Here is a 24082-nt window from a genome sequence, read left to right on the forward strand (position 1 = left end):
ATGTACCGCATCGGCATTGACATCGGCGGCACCTTCACCGACCTCGCCGCCGTCGACGACCAGGGGCGCATCGCCATCGCCAAGTCGTCGTCCACGCCGCACGATCCCGCGGCAGGCCTGCTTGAGGGGCTCACCGTACTCGCCGGCGAGCTCGGCCTGGACCGGGCCGAGTTGCTCGCACGAACCGAACGCATCGTGCACGGCACGACCGTGGCGACCAACGCCCTGCTGGAGAGCAAGGGCGCGAAAGTCGCCCTGCTCACGACCGAGGGACATCGCGACGTCATCGAGATGCGGGAGGGGCTGAAGGACGACCGCTACAACGTGCGGATGGCTCCCCCGGCACCGCTCGTGCCGCGCGCCCGGCGCATCGGCGTCAAGGAACGCATGCGCTACGACGGCACGGCGGCCACCCCGCTCACCGCCGAGTCCCTCGCCGAAGCGGTCCAGGCGGCGGCGAAGCTCGGCGTCGACGCCATCGCGGTCTGCTATCTGCACTCGTATCGCAACGCCGAGCACGAGGCACGGACGGGTCAAGCCCTCGCCGAGCAGCTGCCCGGAACATATGTGTCGCTCTCGTCCGAGGTCCTGCCGCAGATCAAGGAGTACGAGCGGGTCTGGACCACCGTCGTGAACGCCTACGTCGGGCCCGTCCTCGCCACATACCTGTCGCGGCTGGCCGGGCAGCTGCGCGAAGCCGGCTACGCCGGCGAGGTAATGATCATGCATTCGCACGGCGGCCTCGCCACCATCGACGACTCGAGCCGTCTCGCCGCCGGTGCGGTGCTGTCGGGGCCGGCCGGCGGCATCGCCGCGGCGACCCGCGCGGCCCGGCTCCTCGGTGAGGGCAACCTGATCACCTTCGACATGGGCGGTACGAGCACCGACATCGCGCTCCTGCAGGACGCGGAGGCGCAGCTGACCGACCAGAAACAGGTCGGTATCGCGAAGGTCTCACTGCCCACCCTCGACATCCACACCCTCGGTGCGGGCGGCGGCTCGATCGCACGCGTGGCCGGCCGCATCCTGCACGTCGGACCGGAGAGCGCCGGAGCGGCACCGGGCCCCGCGTGTTACGGCCGGGGCGGCACGGCCGCGACCGTCACCGACGCCAACGTCGTGCTCGGCTTCCTCGACCCCGGCAACTTCCTCGGCGGACGGATGAAGCTCGACGTGGCCGCCGCCGAGGCCGCCGTCGCGGCGGTGGGCAGGGAGCTGGGGACCACCCCGATCGAGACGGCCGAGGGAATCTCGAGGGTGGTGAACACCGCGATGGCGGAGGGGATCCGCATCGTGTCCGTGCGCCGCGGTGTGGATCCTCGTCGCTTCGCCCTGGTCTCGTTCGGCGGGGCGGCCGGGCTGCACGTGACCCAGGTGGCTCGGCTGCTGGAGATCGAGCGAGTGATCGTTCCCAACGTCGCGTCTGTGCTGTCGGCCTGGGGCATGCTCGCGACGGACCTCCGCTACGAGATGGTGCGGTCGCACGTGAACGAGGCGTCCTCGATGACGCCGGAAGCGCTGCGCCAGGTCCTGGACCGCCTGGAGCTGGAGGGGCGCACCCGGCTCAATGGCTTCCCGGGTGAGATCGAAGTGCGCCGGGCGCTGGACATGCGATACGGGGAACAGATCTACGAGATCACCGTGCCGATCGACGGCATCGACCTCGACGCGGCCGATGTCGTCGACCGCATCGTCGAGCGGTTCCACAAACGTCACGCGGAGCTCTACGCGTACAACGCCCCCGGGCAGGAGGTCGTCGTCGTGAACGCCCGGACGGCGGTGGTCGGCAAGCTGCCCGAGCTGCGCGCCGAGCCGCTGCGCCGGACGGCGCCGACGCCGGCGGAACCGAAGCGGCGACGGGTGTACCTCGGCGAATGGAGCGAGGTCCCGGTGCATGCGCTGGACGAGCTGCCGCCCGGGATGCGGGTCGAAGGCCCGGCGCTCCTGGAATCTCCGACGACCACGGTACTCATCCGGCCGGGCGAGCGTGCGGTCGTGACTCCGCACGGTTGGCTCGACGTGGATCTGAGCTGACCACGGAAAGGAATCAAATGCTGCAGACGGACGCGGACCCGGCGCTGGCAACGGCACTGCGCCGGGTGGAGCAAGCCTTCGCCGCGGCGAACCCCAACAGCGAGCGCCGCCATCGAGCGGCGGCCACCGCGATGCCCGGGGGCAACACCCGGACGTCGCTGTACTACAGCCCATTCCCCGTCGCGTTCGCCTCAGGGCAGGGGCAGCGACTGACGGACATCGACAACCACACGTACCTCGATTTCCTGGGTGAGTACTCGGCGGGGCTGTACGGCCACTCGCACCCGGCCATCATGGCGGCCGCACGCCATGCGCTCGACGCCGGCATCGCCTTCGGCGGCCCGAACGAGCACGAGGCCGAGCTGGCGTCCCTGATCAAGGTGCGTTTTCCGGCCGTGGAACTGCTGCGCTTCACCAACTCCGGCACCGAGGCGAACCTGATGGCGATCGCGACCGCCCGCGCGATCACCGGACGGACCCATGTCCTCGTCTTCAACGGCGGCTATCACGGCAGCGTGTTGAGCTTCCGAGGTGCCTCGCCGGTCAACGTACCGTTTCCGTTCGTGGTCGGTGCGTTCAACGATGCCGAGGGCGCCGTCTCGCTCATCGACCGGCATCGGCACGAGCTGGCCGGCGTCCTCGTCGAACCGATGCTCGGCGGGGCCGGCGCGATCCCGGGCACGCCCGAATTCCTCCGGGCGCTTCGGGATGCCACCGAGCAGGCGGGCGTCCTGCTGATGTTCGACGAGGTGATGACCTCCCGGCTGTCGCCCGGCGGCCTGCAGCAGGTCCACGGGATCCGGCCCGACATCACGACCTTCGGCAAGTATCTGGGCGGCGGGTTCAGCTTCGGCGCCTTCGGTGGCGCGCAGCACCTGATGGAACGCTACGACCCCGGGCGAAGCGGCGGCCTCGCTCACCCGGGAACCTTCAACAACAACACGCTGACCATGGCGGCCGGGGCGGCCGGACTCCGCGAGGTGTTCACGCCTGAGGTCGCGGTCGCGCACAACCGGCGCGGGGACGAACTGCGCGACCGCTTGAATTCCCTGTTCGCCAGCAAGGGCGTCGCGATGCAGGCCACCGGAATCGGTTCCATCATCGGGATCCACTTCCGGCGTACGCCCGTCACAGCGCCGGGCGACCCGGGCCCCGCCGAGCCGAAACGGGCCCTGCTCCACCTCGAGATGATGGCGCGCGGGTTCTACTTCGCTCGCCGTGGCTACCTGGCGCTGTCCGTCGCGCTCGAGCCGGCGGACCACGACGCCTTCGTGTCGGCGCTCGACGAGGTCGTCACGGTGCACGCCGGCCTCTTGACCGGCGAGTAGCCATCGAGGGCCGGGCGGGGAAGCGTGAGCCGCTCCCCTGCCCGGCCGCTCAGGTCAGGACCCGGAGACCGCGGCCGCCTGCGGCGACTCGTGACGGTCGCGATCGAGATCGAGGTCGAAGAGCCGGATGGCGTTGCCTCGCAGGATCCGATAGGTGGTCTCGGGGTCGATCCCCTCGAACTGCTGGCTGATGTGCTCGTACGTATGCGGATACGGCCCGTCGGCGTGCGGGAAGTCGACCTCGAACATCAGGTTGTGCACACCGATCTTGGACGCCTGCTCGATGGCGTGGCGGTCGGCGAAGATGCAGCCGAAGACGTTGCGACGGATGTAGGCGGACGGCAGCTCGGGCATCGGTTCCTCACCGTGTCCCCAGGTGTGGTGCAGGTACGCGTGGTCCATCCGTTCCATCGCGTAGGGCAGCCAGCCGGCCTGGCCTTCGGAGTACGCCAGCTTGAGCGCGGGGAACCGCGCGAGGATGCCGGCGAACACGAAGTCAGCGATGGAGGCGTACGAGTTGGAGAACTGCAGAGTCGTGGCGACGACGTCGGGGGCGCCGGGGGGCATCGGCATCATCTTCGACGACGAGCCGATGTGCATGCAGATCACGGTGCCGGTCTCTTCACAGGCCGCGAAGAAGGGGTCCCAGTTGCTGTCGTGGATGCTGTCGAAGCCGAGGTGCCCGACGATCTCGCTGAAGGCGACCGCACGGACGCCGCGCGCCGCGTTGCGCCGCACCTCCTGTGCGGCAAGGCCCGCATCCCACAGCGGCACGACGGGCAGGGGAATGAGCCGGCCGCCCGAGTCGCCGCACCACTCCTCCACCATGAAGTCGTTGTAGGCCCGCACGCAGGCCAGCCCGAACTCGCGGTCGTCGGTCGTCTGCTCGCTCAGGGCCTGCCCGCAGAAGCGCGGGAAGGTCGGGAACGCGAGGGAAGCCTCGACGTGCTGGCTCGTCATCACCTCCAGCCGTGCGCTGGGGTCGTAGCAGGCCGGGTGCATCTCGTCGTACGTGGCCGGCTCGTTGCCACGCATGGCGGCCGTGGTCTCGACGTCCTTGAGGATGAGGATCGGCCGCCGCAGGACGTACGCGGAGGAGCCGAACAGCCACACGTCACCCGGAATGCCGTCGGGGTCCTCGACGAGACCGTTGAACAGCTTCGACTCCCGGCTGATCAGGCGCCGCTCGACGCGAGGGGCGCGTTCGTGGTACTTGCGCGGCAACCACCGTTCGAACAGCCCCGGCGGCTCGATGATGTGATCGTCAACGCTGATGATCATGGGCAGGTCAGCGGCGGTCATGCGGAACCTCTCTCGGTCGCGGGTCGGTCGTCCACGATCGGCACGCCGCGGAAGTCGACGCGACGGAGCGGGACACCCTGAGCTACTGACGTATGATATACCGATATCTCATACGTCGAAAGCGCGAGCGCGTGCCGCAGGGCCGATCGACGCGATGCCGGGGTGCCTCATGCACCGAGCAGCACGATGTCGCCGAGCGCCGCGACGAGCGCCACGCGCGCGTCCGCGACCTGGTTCGCCGCGCTCGTCCCGCGAAGCTGGCGCACGGCCTGCACGACCCGCTGGTGCCGTTGCGACTCTCCCGTGTGCGAATGCGACATCGTTCCCCCGTCGGTCACGATCGGGTAGTCGCCGCCGATTTCGATCGCGCCGTCCGCGACAAACGCCGCGCCTTCGCCGACCTCGCAGTACCGCAGCGCCTCGAAGTACCGGATGATCTCCCAGGAGAAGTTGTCGTACAGCTCGAAAACGTCCACATCGGACCGGGCCAGCCCGGCCTGCGCGAACGCCCGGTCCCCCGCGCGGCGCCCCAGCATTCCGACCCGTTCGTAGGTGGGCGGATGCGTGTACGACGGGCCCCAGCTCTCCGAGCCGCCGCCCAGGACGTGGACGCCCCGGCCGCTGAGGTCACGCGCCCGCTCGGCCGTGGTCATCACGAGGGCCGAACCGCCCTCGGCCGTCATCGCGCAGTCGAGCAGGTGGTAGGGCTCGGCAATCATCCGCGAGGCCAGGATGTCCTCCGCGGTGAACGGCCCTCGGCCGTGGTAGACCGCCTCCGGGTTGCGCGACCCGTTGTTGCGGATCACCGCGGCGATGTACGCGATCTGGACCGGGTCTACGGAGTACCGCCACATGTACTCCCGGGCCGACAGCGCGAACTCGGCCGGCGTCATCAAGCCCCAGCACTCGATGAACTCGTTGGACGGCCGGGTCCACGGCGCGACGGCGGCGCGGTCGGTGTGAATCCCGGCCTCCCCGGCCGCCAGCACGACCGTGTCACAGACTCCGGCCTCGATGGCGTGCGCGGCCTCGACGACCGAAGCCGGCCCCGGGGCGGCTCGCCCGACCCAGAAGTACGGAATGCCCAGGGCATACCCGAACACCCGCGAACCGTTGAGGTAGTCCAGGCCGGGAAGCACGTTGAGCCCGTCGACGTCGGCGACCCGCAGGCCCGCGTCGTCGAGCGCGCCGCGGATCGCGGTCAAGGTGATCGAATCGGAGGTCTCGCCTTCCAGGACACGCGCCTGCCGCGTGTTGAAGGCACCGACGATGACAGCCCGGCGGGCCGACGATGGCATGGCACAACCCTTCGGATGAGCACAGCCGGAGGGAAGCGGCGGATGCGTCGCCTACCGATCCAGCTCGAAACAGGGCAGGGTGATTTCCGGGGAGACGTCCATGAAGCTCACCCGGACTGGGGCGCCGAACCGGATCTCCTCCGGACCGGCGCCGACGATGTTGGTCAACATTTCGTGGCCCTCGTCCAGCCGGACGGCGGCGACGACGTACGGCGCGTCGAATGCGGGCGTCTGCGGCCGCCACACCACGGTGAAGGTGACGATGGCCCCGCGCCCCGAGCTCTCGACCCAGGCCAGATCGGTGCTCTGGCAGTGCGAGCAGAACGCCTGCGGCAGGAACACGTATCCCGTGCAGGCCGCGCAGCGCTGGACCAGCAGCCGGCGCTCCCGGCACGCGTCCCAGAACGGCTTGGTGAGCCTGGTCGGCCTGGGCACGGGCCGCCCGATCGCGGTGTCCACGGCGGCTCAGCCGGCCGCGCGGCGGCGCGGCGTCGCGCCCGCCGGGGTCGTGCCCGGGAAGGCATCCAGCAGCTGCGCCATGATGCGGAGGATGTGCTCGGCCAGCCGGGCGCTCGCCAGCTGCTGGTCACCGCCGCGGATCGCGTCCGCGATACCGACATGCTCCTCCGCGTCCGGGACGAAGTCACGCTCCAGGGCCACGTCTCGTTGCCTGAGCGCCTGCGTCAGCACGAATGAGTTCTCCGCCGTCTGGGCGAGCACATCGTTGCCGGCGGCGCCGGCGACGGCCATGTGGAAGTGACGATCACTCGCCAGAAAGCCGTCGGTGCGCCCCTCGTGAGCGGCGTCCAGCGACGCCTGCGCGGCCCGCTCGATCTCCTCCCGCGCGTCCACGCCCGAGCGGGCGGCGGCATATCGCCCCGCGATCGCCTCGACGTCCGCCCGGAACTCGAAGGCGTCGCGAATCAACTTGACCGACGGCTCGATCACGCGCAGACCGCGACTGGTGGGCTCGACGAGCCCGATGTGCCGCAGCCGCAGGAGCGCCTCGCGCACCGGCGTCTTGCTCACGTTCAGCTGCGCGGCGAGCGTGGCCTCGCTCACGGAGCTGCCGGGCGGCAATGACGCATCGACGATCTTGTCGCGGATCGCGGCGAAGACCAGCGAAGTGAGGTTGTCCGGCCGAGCGACCAACGGCGCGAACGCGACAGGAGACGCTCCCGAGCGGGCGTCAGACGGAGACATCAAGAGCGGACAACCTTTCCAACCTTGCGCGGCGTCGCCGGGAAGACTTCGCAATATACCAGATATCACATGGCGGCCATGCGGCCCGGCCCGCGGCTTCGGCGCAGTGATCACGGCGCCGGAGGCACTAGGCCCGAACGAACATCTCATGTACGGTATCTCATACGTCGGATTGGTGCGATGCCGAGGCGCGAAGTGAACGGCACGGCAGGTTGCGAGGAGCGGATGAGCGGTACGGAGTTCGACGGGTTCCTCGGCGGCGTCCGGGTGCTCGAAATCGGTGCCGAGCTCGGCGAGTACTGCGGCAAGGTGCTCGCCGGCCTGGGCGCCGACGTCGTGCGGGTGGAGCCGCCCGGTGGCGAGGTGACGCGCGGCTACGGCCCCTTCTACAAGGACGTGCCGCATCCCGACCGCAGCCTGTACTTCTGGCACTACAACCTCGCGAAGCGGTCGGTGACGCTGGACCTCGACGACCCCGCCGGGCAGGAGTCCTTCGCCCGGCTCGTCGCGGCGGCCGACGTGCTCATCGACAGTCGGCCCCGCACATACCTGGCGGACCGCGGCCTCGGCTACGACCGGCTCCGAGCGGACAACCCGCGCCTCATCTACACGCGGATCAGTCCGTTCGGCGACACAGGACCGTGGGCCGACTACGAAGGCAGCGATCTCGTCCACCTCGCCCTGGGCGGGGTGATGATGAACTGCGGCTACGACCCGGATCCGGCCGGCTTCTACGAGACCCCGCCCGTGGCACCGCAGATGTGGCAGGCGTATCACCTCGCCGGCGAGATGACCGCCATGTCGATCCTCGCGGCGCTGACCTACCGGCTGCGCAGCGGACACGGCCAGGCTTTGTCGACCAGCGTGCACGAGGCGGTCAGCCAGAACACCGAGACCGACGTGCCCGACTGGATATTCCTGCGCCAGACCCACCGCCGGCTCACCTGCCGGCATTCGACCACGACCACCCGCAGCCCCGCGCTCGCCATCACCAAGGACGGCCGCTATCTGCTGCCCTACCGCACCTACGTCAGGTCGCAGAACGACGAGTGGGACAACACCGTCGCGCTGCTGCGCAAGTACGGCCTCGAGGGCGACCTGGACGAGCCCAGGTACGCCACCGACTACCGGGACACGACCGAGGCGCGGGACCACCTGGCGGCGACGGTCGACAAGCTGATCGGGCAGCTGTGCTTCGACCGCGATCTCTGGCGGGAGGCGCAGGCCCTCGACCTGCCATGGACGCCCATCCGCCGCCCGGAGGAGAACGCGGTCGATCCGCACTGGCTGCAACGCGGCGCATTCTTCGAGGTACACCATCCCGAACTGGACGAAACGTTCCTCTACGTCGGCGGCAAGTGGGTGACCGAGGGAATGCCCTGGCGGCGCGGGCCGCGCCCGCCGCTGGTCGGCGAGCACACCGAGCAGGTGGCGCACGAGTGGCTCGTCGGGCGCCCCGGGCACGAACGCATCTCCACAGCGGACCGCGCACCGGCGCAGGCGCCAACCAGCCGGCGCGGCAAACCGTTCGCCCTCGCCGGCATCCGGGTCGTCGATCTGAGCTGGATGCTGGCCAGCGCCGGGGCTGGGCGGTTCCTGAGCGCCATGGGCGCCGAGGTCATCAAGGTCGAGCACCTCAGCCGCCCGGACCGGATGCGGTTCAGCCCGCTCGGCGCCTGCCCGCCCGGAGGCCGCCCGGAACGAGAACGGGCCACCTCGGCGCTGCCCACCCCGCAGATCACCGGGACCACCGGCAACCCGAACCGCAGCGGGTCCTTCATGGAGATCAACGCGGGCAAACTCGGTATGTCGCTGAACCTCAAGCACCCGCGCGGCCGTGAACTGCTGGAGGAGCTCATCCGCGATGCCGACATGGTGGTGGAGGGGTTCTCACCCGGGACGATGGCCCGCATGGGGCTGGGCTACGAACGGCTCAGGGAGCTGAACCCGGACATCATCTACGTCCAGCAGAGCGGCCTGGGCGAGTTCGGGACATACGGCCGGGCGCGCACGTTCGGCCCGAGCGCGCAGGCCATCTCGGGCATCAGCGAGATGTCGGGACTCCCTGAGCCGTTTCCGCCGGCCGGCATCGGCTATTCGCACCTCGACTGGTTCGGCGCCTACAACATGGCCACCGCCATGCTGGCGGCGCTCTACCGGCGCGACGTGACCGGAGAAGGCTGCCACATCGACGCCTCCCAGGGCGAGACGGGCCTCTACCTCACCGGTACCGCCGTGCTCGACCATGCCGTCAACGAGCGCCGCTGGTCGCGATACGGCAATCGCTCGCCGTACAAGCGGGCCGCACCACACGGCGCCTACCGCACCACGGGGGACGACCGCTGGATCGCGCTCGCGGCCTTCGACGACGACCAGTGGCGGGCGCTCGCCGAGGTCCTCGACCTGCCGGGCTGGGCATCGGACGAACGGTTCGCGGACCTCTCCGGGCGGTTGCGGCACCAGGATGCCCTGGACGAACTCGTCGGCTCGGCGACCGCCGCGTGGGACGGGTTCGAGCTGATGGCCGCCCTGCAGCAGCGGCGAGTCCCGGCCGGTGTCTGCCAGAGCGCCGAGGACCGCGTGGAGCGCGATCCTCAGCTGGCCCACCTCGGTTGGCTCGTCGAGCTCGAGCAGGCCGAGCTGGGCAGGTGGCCGGTCAAGGAACACCCCACCCACTTCTCCGAGACACCCACCTACATCGGCGGTCGCTGGAATCGCTCCGGGCCCAACTACGGGCAGGACACCGACTACGTCCTGGCGGAGATCCTCAAGCTCGACCGCGCCGAAATCGCCGAGCTTCGTGCACAGGGCGCGCTATGACGCGGCTCGCGCGCGCCCGCGTCGGAGGCCGGGCAGTTCACCACGGCTGGCTGGAAGGCGCCACATTCCGGCCGCTGCTCGGTGACGCGTTCGGCGGCCAGCCACATCCCGGTGCCGATCCGGTACCGCTCGACGAGGTGGAGTTGCTGAGCCCCACGGTTCCGCGAACCGTACTGGTGATGTGGCGGGCATTCCGGCAAAGCCCCGAGGACGTCGTGGATCACCCGCCCCACCTCGCCGTCAAGGCAACAGGGGCCGGGCCCGGCGCAGACCAGTCGCCGGTGGTCGTGCCGGGCCTGCTCCGGGGCAGGCTCGCCGCGGAGGCCGAGCTGGCCGTCGTGATCGGTCGCACCGCCCGGTCCGTCAGTCCTCGCGACGCATGGGACTCGATCGCAGGGTTCACCGTGGTCAACGACGTCACCGCGCCGGAGCTGCTGCATCCGAGCGGGGAATGGCCGGCGGAGCTGCCGAAGCTGGTCAGCGGTGCCTCGCTGGCAAAGTCGTTCGACACGTTCTGCCCGATCGGTCCGTGGATCGAGACCGCTGTTACGGAGGAGATGATCCGGGACGGCCTGGACATCATCACCCGCGTCAATGGCCAAGAACGTCAGCGCGGGTCGACGAGCCGCTTCAAGTTTCCGGTGGCGGACGTCGTGAGCTACGCCTCCCACGTGCTCACGCTGACCGCCGGCGATGTCATCAGCCTGGGCACTGTGGGGCCGGTGCTCGTCGACGAGGGCGACACCGTCGAGTGCGAGGTGGAGGGCGTCGGCGTCCTGCACAACACGTTCGTGGGCGGCCCGAAGGGAGGCACCGAATGAGCGTCTTCGACGGAGTGCGGGGCCTGCGCGGCGGCGCGGTCATCGCCGGCCCGCTGGAGGTCCGGTACGTCGACACCGGCGACGGCCCCGGCCGCGGCGGCGCACCGATCGTCCTCGTTCACGGCACCGGCGGTACGACCGGCACACACTTCGCCGATCTACTGCCGATGCTCGCCTTCCGCAGGCGGGTCATCGGCGTGGACCTCACCGATCCGCCCGGAGCCGCGACCCCGACGTTGCAACAGTTCGCCGCGCAGGTGGAAGCCGTGATCAGGACCGTCGCACCCGGCGAACCGGTCACCTTGCTGGGCTACTCGCTCGGCGCGGTCGTGGCGACGGTGGTGGCGAGCGACGCCCCCGAGCTGATCGACACGCTCGTCTTGGTCGCGGGCTGGCTCACCACCGACCGCGAACAGTCACTGCGGAACCGAATCGCGTTGACCCTGCACGCATCGGACCTCGACGCGCTCGCCCAGTTCCTCGTCTTCACCACGTTCGGCGCTCCCTACCTGTCGAAGCGGTTGCCCGCGGAGATCGACGCGCTCGTCGCCAGCTTCCGGGCAAGGATCGGCGCCGGTCCCGGATGGCGCGCGCAGATGGAACTCAACCGGACGATCGACGTCGCCGCCCACGCCTATCGGGTGCAGGCTCCGGCACTCGTCGTCGGCGCAACCTACGACAAGACGGCCCCGATCCATCACAGCAGGCTACTCTTCGGCGCCATCGATAATTCTAGATACGTCGAGATCGCCTCAGGGCACGGGGTCACCACCGAGCGCCCGGCCGAGCTGTACTGGCTGGTCGAGCAGTTCACCGCCAACCCAAAGCTCACCCCGCCGGGGTCGATCTGGCACAGCGCCCCGCTCAGCGTGCTGACGCCGACCGGCCTGGAAGGGCTGTCGATCCCGCCGGTATTGCCGACGCCCCAGCGCTGATGGAGCACGTATGAAAATCACCGATCCCCTGACCGCGGAGGCGGTCAGCCCGGAGGTCACCGACATTCTCATCGTCGGCAGCGGCTTCGCCGGGATCACGATGGCGACACAGCTGCGCCGCAGCGGCCGCCGCTCGTTTCTGATCCTCGAGCGAGCCGACGACGTCGGCGGCACGTGGCGCGACAACAATTATCCGGGCGCCCAGGTCGATGTCGCATCGCCGCTCTACTCGCTCTCCTTCGGGGCCGGGTTCGACTGGTCCCGGCTGAACGCGTATCAGCCGGAGATCTGGCAGCACCAGAAGACCGTATTCGCGAACGAAGGGCTGACGGAGCATTTCCGGCCCAGCACCGAGGTGTTGCGGGCCGAGTGGGACGACCACGCGAACCGCTGGACAGTCGAAACGACCCGGGGCACGTTCGTCGCCCGAGTACTCATCACCGCCGCCGGGCACCTGTCAGACCCGAAGATGCCAGACCTCCCCGGGCTGGACCGGTTCGAGGGCGAGATCTTCCACTCCGCGCAGTGGAGACACGAATTCAGCGTCGACGGCAAGCGGGTCGGTGTGATCGGGACGGGCGCGTCCGCCGTCCAGGTCGTGCCGGCGATCGCGGACGTCACCGAACATCTCATCGTGTTTCAGCGCTCCGCTGCGTGGTGCGCCCCGAAACGGGACCGTGAGTTCACCCTGGCCGAGCGGCGCATGTTCCAGCGGATGCCGGAGACCTTCCAGGCGTTGCGGGCCGAGTTGTACTGGACGCTCGAGAGTTCCGTGCCGCAACGCCACATGGTCGAGGGTGCGCTCGACCGCATCCGCACGATCGCGCAGGAACACCTCGCCGCCCAGGTCGCCGATCCCGAGCTACGCCGCAAGCTGACCCCCGACTACGAGATCGGCTGCAAGCGGATCCTGCGGACCGACGACTACTACCCGGCGCTCTGCAGGCCCGACGTCACCCTGGAGACCGCGCCGATCGTCGAGGTGACCTCCACCGGCATCCGCACCCCGGAACGGCTGCACGCACTCGACGTGCTCGTGATGTGCACCGGCTTCGAAGCGACCGACCTACCGATCGCCCATCGCATCGTGGGGCGTCAGGATGTCTCCCTGCACGAGTACTGGGATCGCGGCGAACGCGCATTCGCCACCACTAGTATGCACGGATTCCCGAACCTCTTCTTCATGAACGGCCCCAACGCCGGCCTCGGCGTGGGTTCGGTCGTGGACGTCATCGAGACGCAGGCGAGCTACATCCGCGGCGCGATCGACTGGATGGAGGCCCGGCACGCGGAGACGATCGAGGTCGACGCCAAGGCCGAGGACGACTACGTGGCGGGCATCGAGGCACGGATGAACGGGACCGTCTGGCTCGCCGGCGGCTGCTCGAGCTGGTACGTCGATCCGCGCAGCGGCAAGGTCACCACGCTCTGGCCCGACTTCGTCAGCCGCTTCCGCATGGAGAACGGCACGTTCGACCCCGCCGCATATCACTTCCGCGCGCGGCAAGACGCGTGATCACCGGGGGATCGATGGCCGCACAACACCAGAGTCCGGTCCTGGTCACCGGCGCCACCGGCCGCCAGGGCGGCCCATCGTCCAGCGACAACACACGGCGAGGAGCCTGAGGTGCAAGCGTATGCAGTAATGGCGAACGATCCCGCGATCCGCGCGATCGACGTGGACGTCCCCGAGCCGGAAGGCAGCGAGGTCGTGCTGCGCGTGGGCTATGCCGGCGTCTGTCACAGCGATGTCCACCTGCAGCTGGGGTACTACGACCTCGGCAGCCGTGGCCACATGCGGCTGACGGATCGCGGCATCCCCTATCCGCTGGTGCTGGGGCACGAGATCGTGGGTGTCGTCGAGCGGGTCGGCCCGGATGTCACCGGGACGCGCGCCGGCGATCTGCGGTTGGTGTACCCGTGGATCGGCTGCGGCACGTGTCATCGTTGCGCGGCTGGCACCGACCACCTGTGCTCGGCCGGACGGGTCATCGGCGTGAACCGGCACGGCGGATACGCCGAGCTCGTCCGGGTGCCGCACGAGCGTTACCTGCTGAACATCGAGGGTGTCGAGCCGGCCTACGCCGCCACGCTGGCCTGCTCCGGAGTCACCGCGTTCGGCGCCGTGCAGAAGGTGCTTCCACTGCCGCCGAGCACACCGGTGGTGGTGATCGGCGCGGGCGGTGTCGGCTTGACCGTCGTGGCGGTCCTCGTGGCGCGCGGCCACGAGCAGATCTGCGTGGTCGACGTCAACGAGGACAACCTCGAACTCGCCAGGAAGCTCGGCGCCTCGGCGACGGTCCTCGCCGGGCCGGAGCTGACCGCGGCCCAGATCACCGCCGTCACCGAGGGACCGGTCGCCGCGGTGATCGACCTCGTCAACAGCACCCAGACCGCGGCGGTGGCGTTCGACTCGCTTGCCAAGGGCGGGCGGCTGGTCCAGGTGGGGCTGTTCGGCGGCGAACTGGTCATTCCCACTCCGCTCATGCCACTGAAGGTCGCCACGCTGCAGGGCAGCTATGTCGGAAGCCTCGGGGAACTGCGGGAGCTGGTCGCACTCGCGAAACTGGGATCGCTGCCCCGGCCGCCGATCCTGACCGGCGTGCTCGATCGCGACGGGGTGAGCACCTCGCTGGGACGCCTGGCCGCCGGCGGCGTCCCCGGCCGGATCGTCCTCTCTGCGTCCCATCCTGGAGGTTCCGGCTCATGATCCGCATCGCGGGCACCGACCCGATCGGCGTCGTCGGCGCCGGGACGATGGGGTCCGGCATCGCCCAGGTCGCCGCCGTTGCCGGCCATCCGGTAACGGTGTACGACACGATGCCCGGCGCCGCCGAACGAGCGCTCGTGACCATCACCGACCGGGTACGCCGTCTCGTGGCCAAGGGACGGCTCGACATCGACGCCGACACCCTGCGACTGCGTGCGGCGACCACGCTGGACGACCTCGCGGAGTCCCGCTGCGTCATCGAGGCCGTCGCCGAAGATCTGGACGTCAAACGCGCGCTCTTCGCCGACCTGGAGAAGGTGGTTCCGGTCGGGTGCGTGCTGGCGACGAACACGTCCTCGCTCTCCCCGACCGCGATCGCCGCCCGGCTCCAGCATCCCGGGCGCCTGGTCGGCATGCACTTCTTCAACCCGGTCCCGCTCATGCGACTCGTCGAGGTGGTGAGCGGGCCGGCGACGGCACCGGAGACGGCCGATGCCGTCGCCGATCTCGCCGAGGCGTGGGGCAAGACCGTGGTGCGGGCCGCGCCCACCCCGGGCTTCATCGTGAACCGTCTCGCCCGCCCCTACTACGCCGAAGCGTTCCGGCTCATGGAGGAGCACGCGGCCACGCCGGCCACCATCGACGCCGTCCTCACCGAGGCCGGCGGTTTCCGGCTCGGCGCCCTCGCGCTGGTCGACCTCATCGGCCACGACGTGAACGAGGCGGTCACCCGCTCGGTGTGGGCGAGCTTCGACTACGACGCCCGCTTCGCCCCGTCGTCGCTCCAGCGGAGCCTGGTGGAGGCCGGCTGGCTCGGCCGCAAGAGTGGCCGCGGCTTCTACGAGTACACCGGTGACGCGCCGCCTCCGCCGGCGGACGCCGCCGCACCCCGCCCGACTCCGGCGGAGGTCGCCGATCACGGCGCCACCCAGCTGCGGTCGCTGCTGCGCCGGTCGGGCGCGGCCGTGCTGGAGCACGGGGGCGGTGAGGGGTTCGTGCGGCTGCCGACGGGCGGGCGCCTCGTGCGCTGCGACGGCCGCACGGCGACCGCGATCGCCGCCGAGGCCGGCGAACCGGTCATCGTCGTCGACCGCACGCTGGACGACGGCACCGCGACCGGCATCGCCCTGGCGGCGTCCGGCGGTTGCCCGCCCGCCGTGCTCGACGACGCCATCGGGCTGCTGCAGGCGGCCGGGCTGCGCGTCCACATCGTCGATGACGTGGCCGGACTCGTCGTCACGCGGGTCGTGGCGATGCTGGTGAACCTCGCCGTCGACGCGCTCCACCAGCGCGTCGCCACCGCACGGGACATCGACGCGGCGATGAAGCTCGGCACGAACTACCCGATCGGCCCGCTCGAGTGGGGACAGCGCTGGGGCGCGCCGACGGTGCTGCACGTACTGGAAGCAATGCAGCGATGGTACGGCGACGGTCGCTACCGCCCCTCGCCGCTGCTGCGCCGAATGGCCTTGACCGGTTGGGAGTTGACATGAGCAGAGCCCTCCTCGTCGACGGTGTCCGCACACCGATTGGGCGGTACGCCGGGGCACTGTCGTCCGTGCGCCCCGACGACCTCGCCGCACTCACCCTCCGGCGCCTGGCCGCACGGACCGGCATCGACCCGGCCGAGATCGACGATGTCGTACTGGGCAACGCCAACCAGGCCGGCGAGGACAACCGCAACGTCGCCCGTATGGCACTTCTGCTCGCCGGATTCCCGGAAACGGTCTCCGGCACCACGGTCAACCGCCTGTGCGGATCGGGCGCGGACGCGGTGGCGATCGCGGCGCGGGCGATCAACGCCGGGCAGGCCGACATCGTGGTGGCCGGCGGGGTCGAGAGCATGAGCCGGGCACCGTTCGTCATCCCGAAGGCGGCCAGCCCCTTCGCCCGCTCGCCGGAGATCTTCGACACGACGATCGGCTGGCGCTTCGTGAATCGCGCCCTGGAAACGGCCTACGGCGCCGAGTCGATGGGCGAGACCGCGGAGAACATCGCCGCGGAGTTCGGCATCACGCGGGCCGACCAGGACCGATTCGCGCTCAGCTCACAACTGCGCACCGCGAAGGCGCAGGCGGACAACCGGTTCGACGTCGAACTGACGGCGGTCGAAGTCCCGCAGCGCCGCGGTGCTCCTGTGGTCGTCGACCGTGACGAGCATCCCCGGGAGACGGACCTGGAGGCCCTCGCCCGGCTGCGGCCCGCCTTCCGTGCCGGAGGGACCGTCACCGCGGGCAACGCCGCGGGCGTCAACGACGGCGCCGCGGCGCTGCTGCTGATGTCCGAACGGGCGGTGGAGCGGACCGGGCTGACGCCGGTCGCGGAGGTCGTCAGCGCCGCCACCGCCGGTGTGCTGCCCCGGGTCATGGGTCTCGGCCCCGTTCCGGCGACGCGGAAGCTGCTCGACCGGACCGGCGTGCGGATCGGGGACATCGACGTCATGGAGCTCAACGAGGCGTTCGCGGCCCAGGCGCTCGCGGTGCTTCGCCAACTGGGCCTGCCCGACGACGCGGAGCACGTCAACCCGAACGGCGGCGCGATCTCGCTCGGCCATCCGCTGGGCATGAGCGGTGCCCGCCTCGTGCTGACGGCCGCGCGCGAGCTCGAGCGGCGAGGTGCCCGGCGAGCGGTCGTGTCGATGTGCATCGGGGTCGGTCAGGGGATCTCGCTGCTCCTGGAGCGTCGCCCGTGAGCCTCGTGGACGTTCGCCGGGAGGGCGCGATCTGGTGGCTCGCCCTGGCCCGGCCGGAAAAGCGCAATGCCCTGGACGCGGCGACGGTCGGTGCGCTGGACGAGGTACTGGCGCAGGCACACCGCCAGCCGTGTCTGCTCATCGTCCACTCGGCCACCCCGGGCATGTTCGCGGCGGGCGCGGACATCGCCGAACTGCGGGAGCGGGATGCGGATGCCGCGTTCCTGGCCATCAACGCCGGAGTGTTCGAGCGGCTGGAAGCGCATCGCTGGCCGACCATCGCCCTGATCGACGGCCCGGCCCTGGGCGGCGGCTGCGAGCTGGCGATGGCCTGCGATCTGCGGATCGCGTCACCGCGCGCCGTATTCGCCCAACCGGAGCTGGGCCTCGGCATTCTCGCCGGCGCGGGAGGCAACTGGCGGCTGCCGCAACTCGTCGGCGTCGGCATGGCGCGGCGCATGCTCTACACGGGCCTGCGCCTCGACGCCGAGGCCGCCGCCGACGCCGGCCTCGTCGACGAGGTCGCCGACGACGTCATCTCCCGAGGCGCCGAGGTCGCAGCGGTGATCACCCGCCAGTCGTGGCGCGCACTCGAGCTGACGAAGCTGGCGCTGCGCGCACACCGTCCGGCCACGACGAGCTTCGACATCACCGCTCAGGCGTTGCTGTTCGACAGCCCGGACAAGTACGAGCGGATGACCCGATTCCTCGAACGGAAGTCTCGCTGATCGCCCATGCCGGTCGGGGCGGCGTCCGGGGAGAGCCTGCCGCGACGCCGCCGCCGGTGCCCGCGGGTCAGCCGTCGAGCGAGGCGCCGAACGCGCCGACCACGTCACGGAGGTCCATGACCTCCGTGATCGTGGCGATCTTCCCCGCACGGACCCGCATGATGAGCACGACCTCAACGTTGATGCGGCCGCCGTCGCGCAGCGCGAGGGCGTCAACGTTGTGCGCGACGATCGCGCCCTGCGCCTCGTCCACGAAGAGGTCCTTCGTCGTGATCTCCGACTTGGCGGAGTCCAGATGCTGCTGGAGCTTGCCCAGGTACTGGCCGTAGACCTCGGCCTTGCCCAGGTAGACGCGTGCGTACTCAACACCGTTGCCGACGAGCTCCCAGGTCACGTCGTCGGCAAGCAGGGCGTCGAACAGGCCCGGGTCGGCGTCACCGCCGGGGCTGGTGGCGGCCAGGAACCGATCGGCGATCTCCCTCGTCGAGGGCTGGCCGGAAGCCGGGCCGCCATCCGCCGGCGTCCCGGGCTCCGACTCAGCCAGGACACCGTTGTCGTTTCCGCTCGCGGTCATGCGTCCTCCGAAACATGCTCGGCGCGTCGCCCTCAGATGGTGGCGCGGTTGGGCCGATTCTATCGAAACGACTCCGCGATGTATACGCTTCTTGTTGCGATCGTCATGAAAGCGCTACAGTCTTGGCAGCCCGCCGGCGGCTATCCCAGGAGCGTGAACGTGCCGAATCAGGAACCGTATCCGATCGTGAATGTGCGCGATGGCGCGTTGTGCGGCCGGGAGGAGGACGGGGTGCGCGCCTTCCTCGGCATACCGTTCGCGGCTCCCCCGGTCGGCGAGCGGCGGTTCGCCGCTCCGCAGCCGCCCACGCCGTGGACCACCGTGCTCGACGCGTCCCGTCCCGGGCCCGCCGTGCCGCAACCACCCGGCCGGCTCAACGCCCTCATGGGCAAACCCAGCGGCGAGTACTCCGAAGAACGCGCCCTCACCCTCAACGTCTGGGCACCGGCCGGCGCGAAGGATCTCCCGGTGCTGTTCTGGTTGCACGGCGGAGCGTGGGTCAGCGGCTCCGCCGGCTGGGGCTGGTACTCCGGGGCGCGCCTGGCGGCGGAGCACGAGATCGTCGTCGTGACCGCCAACTACCGGCTCGGTGTTCTGGGGTACCTCTGCTTCGCCGACCTCCTCGACGGCCTCGGCGACGGCAACTTCGGGCTGCTGGACCAGATGGCCGCGCTGGAGTGGACGGCGGAGAACGTCGCCGCCTTCGGCGGCGATCCGGGGCAGATCACCGTGGGCGGCCACTCCGCCGGTGCGCACTCGGCGGCGCTGCTCGCCGCCTCGCCCCGGACCGGTCACCTCGCACAGCGGCTCATCTTCCAAAGCGGCGGCATCACGCCCGCGGCACAGAGCCGGGAGCAGGCGACCTCGGTGGCCGCGGAGTTCCTCGCCGTCCTGCGGCTCGAGCGCCGCGGGGCGGCGACCGCCTTGCGGGACGCCGGCGTGGACCAACTCCTCGCGGCTCAGGTCGAGCTGATCTCCCGCGTGGCGGCGTCCGGCGTCGCCACGCCGTTCGGACCGGTCGCCGACGCGATCGCTCCTGCCGGCGGCGCGATCCAGTCGCTGGGATCGCGCTCGGGACTGGACGTGCTGACCGGATGGACCCGCGACGAGCTGTTCGGGTTCGCCAGGTTGAACCCCGCGGCCGCGTCGATAGGGCGTGACACCGCGATCGCGGCGCTGCGCGGCCAGTACGGCGACGAGACCGCGCCGCGACTCTACGCGCGGTACGAGGCACTCCGCCCGACCGCCACGCCGGCCGAGTTGGTCGCGGCGGTCAACGGGGACCGGGTCATGTTGTGGCCGGCGTTGCGCTTCGCGGAGGAACGCGCCGCGCGCGGCGAAACCACGTACGTGTACCGGTTCGACTGGGCCGGCTCCGCGTTCGGCGCGTGCCACTGTGTGGACCTGCCGTTCACGTTCGACCACCTCGAAGCCTGGGGCGACGACGCCGGCATGCTCGGCGACGTTCCACGAGACTCCCTGCGCCCACTCGCACGGGCATTCAGCGGCTCGATCGGCCGGTTCGTGCGCACCGGCCGACCGGCCACTCCCGGCGCCGGCGGCTGGACGCCCTATCGTGCCGGCGATCGGAGCATCGCGCGCTTCGACACGCCGGGCGTCGCAGCGGACGCCGAGCTCGGGCGGGCCGAGCAACTCGCGTTCGAGGACCTCGGGGTACCGCCCGTGTAGGTGCCGGCGGAGCGTCTCGCTGAGCCGGCCGCGGCTCAGCGAGACGCTCCCGTCTGAGCCGCGAGGAAGCGTTCCACGCATCGCACACCCCGCCGCGCTTCGGCCTCGATCCTCGCGATACTCATGATCTCCTCCAGCTGCGCGGGGCTGTGCGCGATCCCGAACGGCGCATACGCGCCGCTCGTCGCGGCCGCTTCCAGCAGCAGACGCTCGACGAACGCGCGGAGCAGCCGGCGCGCCGAGTCCCGGCGCGAGGCGACCCGCCTGGCAGAGAACGCGCTCACAGCAGACCCCTCCGTCCTGCTTCGTCGACGGCCTTGCGCTCGCCGAGATAGCTTGATTCCAGCAGCTCCACGTCGCGACGCAGCTCGGCGGCCGTACCTTCGGCCACGACATTGCCGTGCGCGAGGACGTATCCCCGGTCAGCGATCCTCAGGGCGGCCAGGACATGCTGCTCCACCAGCAGCACCGCCATGCCTTGCTGATCGGCGATGTTCCGGACGGTCGGCAGCAGCTGCTCCACGATGGCCGGGGCCAGGCCCAGGCTCATCTCATCGAGCATCATCACCTTGGGGTCCGACACCAGTGCCGCGGCCAGCGCGAGCATCTGCTGCTCCCCGCCGGAGAGCAGACCGGCCTTGCGGTCCATCAGCTTCGTCAGGGCCGGGAAGTGCCGCAACACCTGCGAGGTGTCGACCCGCGAGCGGCGGTGGCGCCGCAGCCGCAGATTCTCCGCGACCGTCAACCGGTAGAACAGCCCGCGACCTTCCGGGACGATGCTCACGCCCCGCCGCGCTACTTCGTAGGGGCGGGCGCCGCGCACCGGCTCACCGAGCACCTCGACGGTTCCGGAGAGCTTCGGCAACGCACCGGCGATCGTGAGCAGGGATGTGCTCTTCCCAGCCCCGTTGGCGCCGAGCAGGCACACGACCTCACCCGGTCGCACCGTCACATCAAGACCACGAACGACCGGCAGCTTCCCGTAGCCGCACACCAGTGCCCGGGTCTCGACCACCGCGCCGGCGGCGCTCATGACGCCACGCCCGGCGCGTTGGGCACCGGCAGCGGGCCGGCGGCGGCGGCCGTCGCCGGCACCGCCGCCGCGGGTCCGGTCAGGTCCCCACCGAGATGCTCGGTCCCGAGATAGGACGCCAGCACCCTGGGATCACGGCGCACCTCGTCCGGCGTTCCGGCGGCGATCTGCTTGCCGAACTCGAGGACGTAGATCCGGTCGCACACGCCGAGAACGAGGTGCATGTCGTGGTCGATCAGCAGGCAACCCACGCCGGTGGAGGCGATCTGTTCAAGATGGGTACCGAAGTGCAGGCTTTCGCTGGTGTCGAGCCCGGCGGCCGGCTCGTCGAGCAACAACACCGCCGGTTCCAGTGCCAGAGAGCGGGCGATGCCCAGCGCCTTCTGCCGGCCAAGCGGCAGTTCACTCGGCCGGCGTTCCGCGACATCGTCGAGTGCCATCAGCGCGATGGCCCGGTCGACCGACGCCGAAGGCGCAGGATTCGGCCGCACGGCGTCCCGCAGCAGCTTCACGGCGTCCCGTCCGATGTCATCGGCGACCCGCACGTTGTGCGCGACCGACAGATCCTCGAAGAGCTCCCCCGACTGCCAGGTCCGGACGAGTCCCTTGCGCGCGCGCCGGAACGCCGGCACGTCCGACAGCTTCTCCCCGCGCAGGTACACGTCCCCGGCACACGGTGTGAAGCCGGTGATGGCGTCGACCAGGCTGGTCTTGCCCGCACCGTTCGGCCCGATCAGCCCGACGATCTCGCCGGCCCGGACCTCGATCGAGACCCGGTCGACCGCCCGTAGCCCTCCGTAGGTCACTGTGATGTCCCGGGTCTTGAGCAACACGTCTCCGATCTCCCGCCGTATCGGAGCGATCCGCTCCACGGCGTGCGCCTCGTCGTCGGCGTCCCGCCCGGTCCGCGCCGGGTCAGGCGCGTCCGCCGCGCGCCGCGTCCGGAGCCAGGCGCTCAGTTTGTCGATGTCGGCCCGCGTCCGGCCGGCGATGCCGATCGGGTTGAGCACGACGGTCAGGATCAGCGACAGCCCGGTGACCAGGGGGTAGTACTGTCCCAGGTGCAAGGCGTTGTCGAAGATGACGAACACGATGCCGAGGGCGGCGGAGGCACCCGCCACGATCGCGCCGCTCGCGCTGGTGATGCCGGCCAGGTAGGCCATGGCGAGGAAGCTCAGGCCCACGAAGACGCCGAAGGAGCCCGAGGACAGCTGCCCGCGGCTGTATCCGATGAGCGTGCCCCCGAGTCCGGCGAGGAAGGATGCCAGCGCGAAGGCGGACAGCTTCACACCGGCGACACCGATCCCGATCGACGCCGCGGCCCGCTCGTTGGAGCGCACCGCGAGCATTTTCCGGCCGGTGCCGGCCCGCATCAGATTGCACACCAGGACGAAGACGACCACCACAACGATCAGCACCATGACGCCGAACTGGATTCGGGCGATGTCCCGGCCGCCGCGCACGGCGAGATCGAGCCCGAAGAGCCGGGGGTCCGGGATCAGGTTCGATGTCGATGACGCCAGCGCCGGATTGGCGAGGACGAACCGCTCCAGCGTCAGGGCCGCGGCCAGGGTCACGACCGCGAGCTGAGCCCCTCGGATCCGCAACGCGGGCAACCCGACGACGACGCCGGCGCACGCGGCGAGCAAGGCGGCGACGATCATCGACAGCGGGAACGGAAGACCCGTCCCGATCTTCGACAGGAACAGCCCGGCGGCGCCGGCGAAGGCGGCTTGCGCCAGCGAGATCTGCCCCACCATCCCGGTCAGCACGACGAGCGACAACGCGATCAGCGACGCGGCCAGACTGGTGATGAGGCCGAAGCGATACGTGCCCTGGGTCAACACCAGCAGCACCAGCCCGCCCGCAGTGAATGCGGCGACCACGACGGGACGATTCCGGGGCAGTATCACGGGCGGGAGCGCCGAACGCGTGTCGTCACCACGCGTCGGGATCGATCGACCGAGCAGGAACAGCGCGACGACGATCACGACGAACGGCACAGCGTCGGTGATGCCCTGCTTGGCCCAGGCCGGCCACCATGCCTTCGACAGGGACAGGAACTGCAACTCCGACTGCATGACGCCCAGCAGCAGCGCGCCGACGAGCCCGACCAGCAGTGAACGCAGCCGGGCGACCAGCGCCGCCGCCAGTGCCGGGACCACCAGCAGCGTCAGGATGTCCGGCGTGAGGACGCCGGTCGCGGGACCGGCGAGGATCATGATCAGGCCGATGAACAGCGACCCGAGGACCCAGGTGACCATGCCGAGCTTGTTCGGGGACAGCCGCGCGAACGACGCGGCGCGCTCGTTCTCCGCCGCCGCCTGGATCGCCAGGCCGGTTCTGGACTTCTTGAACCAGACGGCAAGCGCCCCGCCGGCGACGAGGACGATGCCGATGAGCCACAGCCGGTCCACGGCGACGGCCGCACCGCCGATCTCGACCGATCCTGTCGGCAGCAACACTGAACGCGGCCGGGCGTCGGTGCCGTACTTCAGTCCGACAGCCGCCTGCAGGGTGAGCATGACGCCCACGGCGGCCACGACTTTCGCCAGCACCGGCGCCGTACGCAGCGGGCGTGAGATCGCCACTTCGATGAGCGCCCCGATGAGCCCGGCGACCGCCAACGCGATCAGCACCGCGGCCCACGTCGGCGGCGGGTCGAGCTGGAATGAGGGCACCCACGGAATCGGAAGGGTGAGCTTGCCCTGGGTCAGGTCGTCGTACACGTACAGGGGCACGGTGGCCATGGCCGCCGCGGCGAAGTTGATCACGCCGGTGCCCTGATAGGTTGCGATGATTCCCAGGGTCAGTGCCGCATACACCGACCCGATGCCGAGACCGAGCACGAAGAACAGCAGGTACTCGCTCACGTCAAACCTCCTTCGGTTCCGAGCCTGTGGGTGCCACTCGCC

The 24082-nt window shown here is 70.2% G+C and carries 19 protein-coding genes; 11 read left to right on the plus strand and 8 right to left on the minus strand.

What is annotated here, in order from left to right; translation table 11 throughout:
* A complete protein-coding gene (locus ACQPXD_RS34675) occupies positions 1-2034 on the plus strand; it encodes a hydantoinase/oxoprolinase family protein (RefSeq protein WP_432825538.1) in 2034 nt (677 codons plus the stop codon).
* Between the two features lie 17 nt (positions 2035-2051).
* A complete protein-coding gene (locus ACQPXD_RS34680; protein ID WP_432825539.1) occupies positions 2052-3362 on the plus strand; it encodes an aspartate aminotransferase family protein in 1311 nt (436 codons plus the stop codon).
* Between the two features lie 54 nt (positions 3363-3416).
* Here the strand turns inward: ACQPXD_RS34680 and ACQPXD_RS34685 are convergent, their stop codons facing one another.
* From ACQPXD_RS34685 to ACQPXD_RS34700, 4 genes are all read right to left on the minus strand, one after another.
* Positions 3417-4664, minus strand: coding sequence for an amidohydrolase family protein (locus ACQPXD_RS34685; protein WP_432825540.1), 1248 nt, complete (start codon positions 4662-4664; stop codon positions 3417-3419).
* Between the two features lie 167 nt (positions 4665-4831).
* Positions 4832-5962, minus strand: a complete 1131-nt coding sequence (locus tag ACQPXD_RS34690; protein ID WP_432825541.1) for a thiolase family protein — start codon at positions 5960-5962, stop codon at positions 4832-4834.
* Between the two features lie 51 nt (positions 5963-6013).
* A complete protein-coding gene (locus ACQPXD_RS34695; RefSeq protein ID WP_432825542.1) occupies positions 6014-6421 on the minus strand; it encodes a Zn-ribbon domain-containing OB-fold protein in 408 nt (135 codons plus the stop codon).
* Positions 6422-6427: 6 nt separating this feature from the next.
* Positions 6428-7315, minus strand: a complete 888-nt coding sequence (locus ACQPXD_RS34700; RefSeq protein ID WP_432825543.1) for a GntR family transcriptional regulator — start codon at positions 7313-7315, stop codon at positions 6428-6430.
* 75 nt (positions 7316-7390) lie between these two features.
* On the opposite strand from ACQPXD_RS34700, the gene ACQPXD_RS34705 reads away from it, so the two are divergent.
* The 8 genes from ACQPXD_RS34705 (at position 7391) to ACQPXD_RS34740 (ending at position 17871) form a co-directional block, all read left to right on the plus strand.
* Complete coding sequence (locus tag ACQPXD_RS34705; RefSeq protein WP_432825544.1) at positions 7391-9985, plus strand: CaiB/BaiF CoA transferase family protein; 2595 nt, start codon at positions 7391-7393, stop codon at positions 9983-9985.
* Positions 9982-10806 (plus strand): fumarylacetoacetate hydrolase family protein, encoded by an 825-nt coding sequence (locus ACQPXD_RS34710; RefSeq protein ID WP_432825545.1) that lies wholly within the window; start codon positions 9982-9984, stop codon positions 10804-10806. Before ACQPXD_RS34705 ends, ACQPXD_RS34710 begins: the two co-directional genes overlap by 4 nt.
* Positions 10803-11741, plus strand: a complete 939-nt coding sequence (locus ACQPXD_RS34715; RefSeq protein WP_432825546.1) for an alpha/beta fold hydrolase — start codon at positions 10803-10805, stop codon at positions 11739-11741. Before ACQPXD_RS34710 ends, ACQPXD_RS34715 begins: the two co-directional genes overlap by 4 nt.
* 10 nt (positions 11742-11751) lie before the next feature.
* The gene (locus ACQPXD_RS34720) at positions 11752-13257 is read left to right on the plus strand and encodes a flavin-containing monooxygenase (protein WP_432825547.1); all 1506 of its coding nucleotides are present in this window, start codon (positions 11752-11754) and stop codon (positions 13255-13257) included.
* A gap of 129 nt (positions 13258-13386) precedes the next feature.
* Complete coding sequence (locus ACQPXD_RS34725) at positions 13387-14451, plus strand: alcohol dehydrogenase (RefSeq protein WP_432825548.1); 1065 nt, start codon at positions 13387-13389, stop codon at positions 14449-14451.
* Entirely contained in the window at positions 14448-15944 is a 1497-nt protein-coding gene (locus tag ACQPXD_RS34730) for a 3-hydroxyacyl-CoA dehydrogenase (RefSeq protein WP_432825549.1), read from the plus strand. Before ACQPXD_RS34725 ends, ACQPXD_RS34730 begins: the two co-directional genes overlap by 4 nt.
* Positions 15941-17143, plus strand: coding sequence for a 3-oxoadipyl-CoA thiolase (gene pcaF / locus ACQPXD_RS34735; protein ID WP_432825550.1), 1203 nt, complete (start codon positions 15941-15943; stop codon positions 17141-17143). Before ACQPXD_RS34730 ends, pcaF begins: the two co-directional genes overlap by 4 nt.
* Positions 17140-17871, plus strand: coding sequence for an enoyl-CoA hydratase/isomerase family protein (locus ACQPXD_RS34740; protein ID WP_432825551.1), 732 nt, complete (start codon positions 17140-17142; stop codon positions 17869-17871). The genes pcaF and ACQPXD_RS34740 overlap by 4 nt, the downstream gene beginning before the upstream one ends.
* A gap of 67 nt (positions 17872-17938) precedes the next feature.
* On the opposite strand, the gene ACQPXD_RS34745 is transcribed toward ACQPXD_RS34740, so the two are convergent.
* Positions 17939-18445 carry a nuclear transport factor 2 family protein gene (locus ACQPXD_RS34745; RefSeq protein ID WP_432825552.1) on the minus strand — a complete coding sequence of 169 codons (507 nt, stop codon included), beginning with the start codon at positions 18443-18445 and terminating at the stop codon, positions 17939-17941.
* A 186-nt stretch (positions 18446-18631) separates the two neighbouring features.
* Here ACQPXD_RS34745 and ACQPXD_RS34750 point away from each other — a divergent pair, with 186 nt between their 5' ends.
* Positions 18632-20134 carry a carboxylesterase/lipase family protein gene (locus ACQPXD_RS34750; protein ID WP_432825553.1) on the plus strand — a complete coding sequence of 501 codons (1503 nt, stop codon included), beginning with the start codon at positions 18632-18634 and terminating at the stop codon, positions 20132-20134.
* A 35-nt stretch (positions 20135-20169) separates the two neighbouring features.
* Here ACQPXD_RS34750 and ACQPXD_RS34755 read toward each other — a convergent pair whose 3' ends face one another.
* The 3 genes from ACQPXD_RS34755 to ACQPXD_RS34765 are packed head-to-tail and all read right to left on the minus strand — an operon-like array spanning position 20170 to position 24040.
* Positions 20170-20418, minus strand: a complete 249-nt coding sequence (locus ACQPXD_RS34755) for a hypothetical protein (RefSeq protein WP_432825554.1) — start codon at positions 20416-20418, stop codon at positions 20170-20172.
* On the minus strand, positions 20415-21167 hold the full coding sequence (locus ACQPXD_RS34760) for an ABC transporter ATP-binding protein (protein ID WP_432825555.1): 753 nt from the start codon (positions 21165-21167) through the stop codon (positions 20415-20417). The genes ACQPXD_RS34755 and ACQPXD_RS34760 overlap by 4 nt, the downstream gene beginning before the upstream one ends.
* Positions 21164-24040 (minus strand): ABC transporter permease subunit, encoded by a 2877-nt coding sequence (locus ACQPXD_RS34765; RefSeq protein ID WP_432825556.1) that lies wholly within the window; start codon positions 24038-24040, stop codon positions 21164-21166. Before ACQPXD_RS34765 ends, ACQPXD_RS34760 begins: the two co-directional genes overlap by 4 nt.
* Positions 24041-24082 lie beyond the last annotated feature (42 nt).

Source organism: Dactylosporangium sp. CA-092794 (genome assembly GCF_050948465.1).
Classification (GTDB): Bacteria; Actinomycetota; Actinomycetes; order Mycobacteriales; family Micromonosporaceae; genus Dactylosporangium.

Coding starts and splice junctions, on each gene's coding strand:
- ACQPXD_RS34675 (WP_432825538.1), top strand. CDS start 1: ATGTACCGCATCGGCATTGACATCGGCGGCACCTTCACCGACCTCGCC.
- ACQPXD_RS34680 (WP_432825539.1), top strand. CDS start 2,052: ATGCTGCAGACGGACGCGGACCCGGCGCTGGCAACGGCACTGCGCCGG.
- ACQPXD_RS34685 (WP_432825540.1), bottom strand. CDS start 4,664: ATGACCGCCGCTGACCTGCCCATGATCATCAGCGTTGACGATCACATC.
- ACQPXD_RS34690 (WP_432825541.1), bottom strand. CDS start 5,962: ATGCCATCGTCGGCCCGCCGGGCTGTCATCGTCGGTGCCTTCAACACG.
- ACQPXD_RS34700 (WP_432825543.1), bottom strand. CDS start 7,315: ATGAGATGTTCGTTCGGGCCTAGTGCCTCCGGCGCCGTGATCACTGCG.
- ACQPXD_RS34705 (WP_432825544.1), top strand. CDS start 7,391: ATGAGCGGTACGGAGTTCGACGGGTTCCTCGGCGGCGTCCGGGTGCTC.
- ACQPXD_RS34710 (WP_432825545.1), top strand. CDS start 9,982: ATGACGCGGCTCGCGCGCGCCCGCGTCGGAGGCCGGGCAGTTCACCAC.
- ACQPXD_RS34715 (WP_432825546.1), top strand. CDS start 10,803: ATGAGCGTCTTCGACGGAGTGCGGGGCCTGCGCGGCGGCGCGGTCATC.
- ACQPXD_RS34720 (WP_432825547.1), top strand. CDS start 11,752: ATGAAAATCACCGATCCCCTGACCGCGGAGGCGGTCAGCCCGGAGGTC.
- ACQPXD_RS34725 (WP_432825548.1), top strand. CDS start 13,387: ATGGCGAACGATCCCGCGATCCGCGCGATCGACGTGGACGTCCCCGAG.
- ACQPXD_RS34730 (WP_432825549.1), top strand. CDS start 14,448: ATGATCCGCATCGCGGGCACCGACCCGATCGGCGTCGTCGGCGCCGGG.
- pcaF (WP_432825550.1), top strand. CDS start 15,941: ATGAGCAGAGCCCTCCTCGTCGACGGTGTCCGCACACCGATTGGGCGG.
- ACQPXD_RS34745 (WP_432825552.1), bottom strand. CDS start 18,445: ATGACCGCGAGCGGAAACGACAACGGTGTCCTGGCTGAGTCGGAGCCC.
- ACQPXD_RS34760 (WP_432825555.1), bottom strand. CDS start 21,167: ATGAGCGCCGCCGGCGCGGTGGTCGAGACCCGGGCACTGGTGTGCGGC.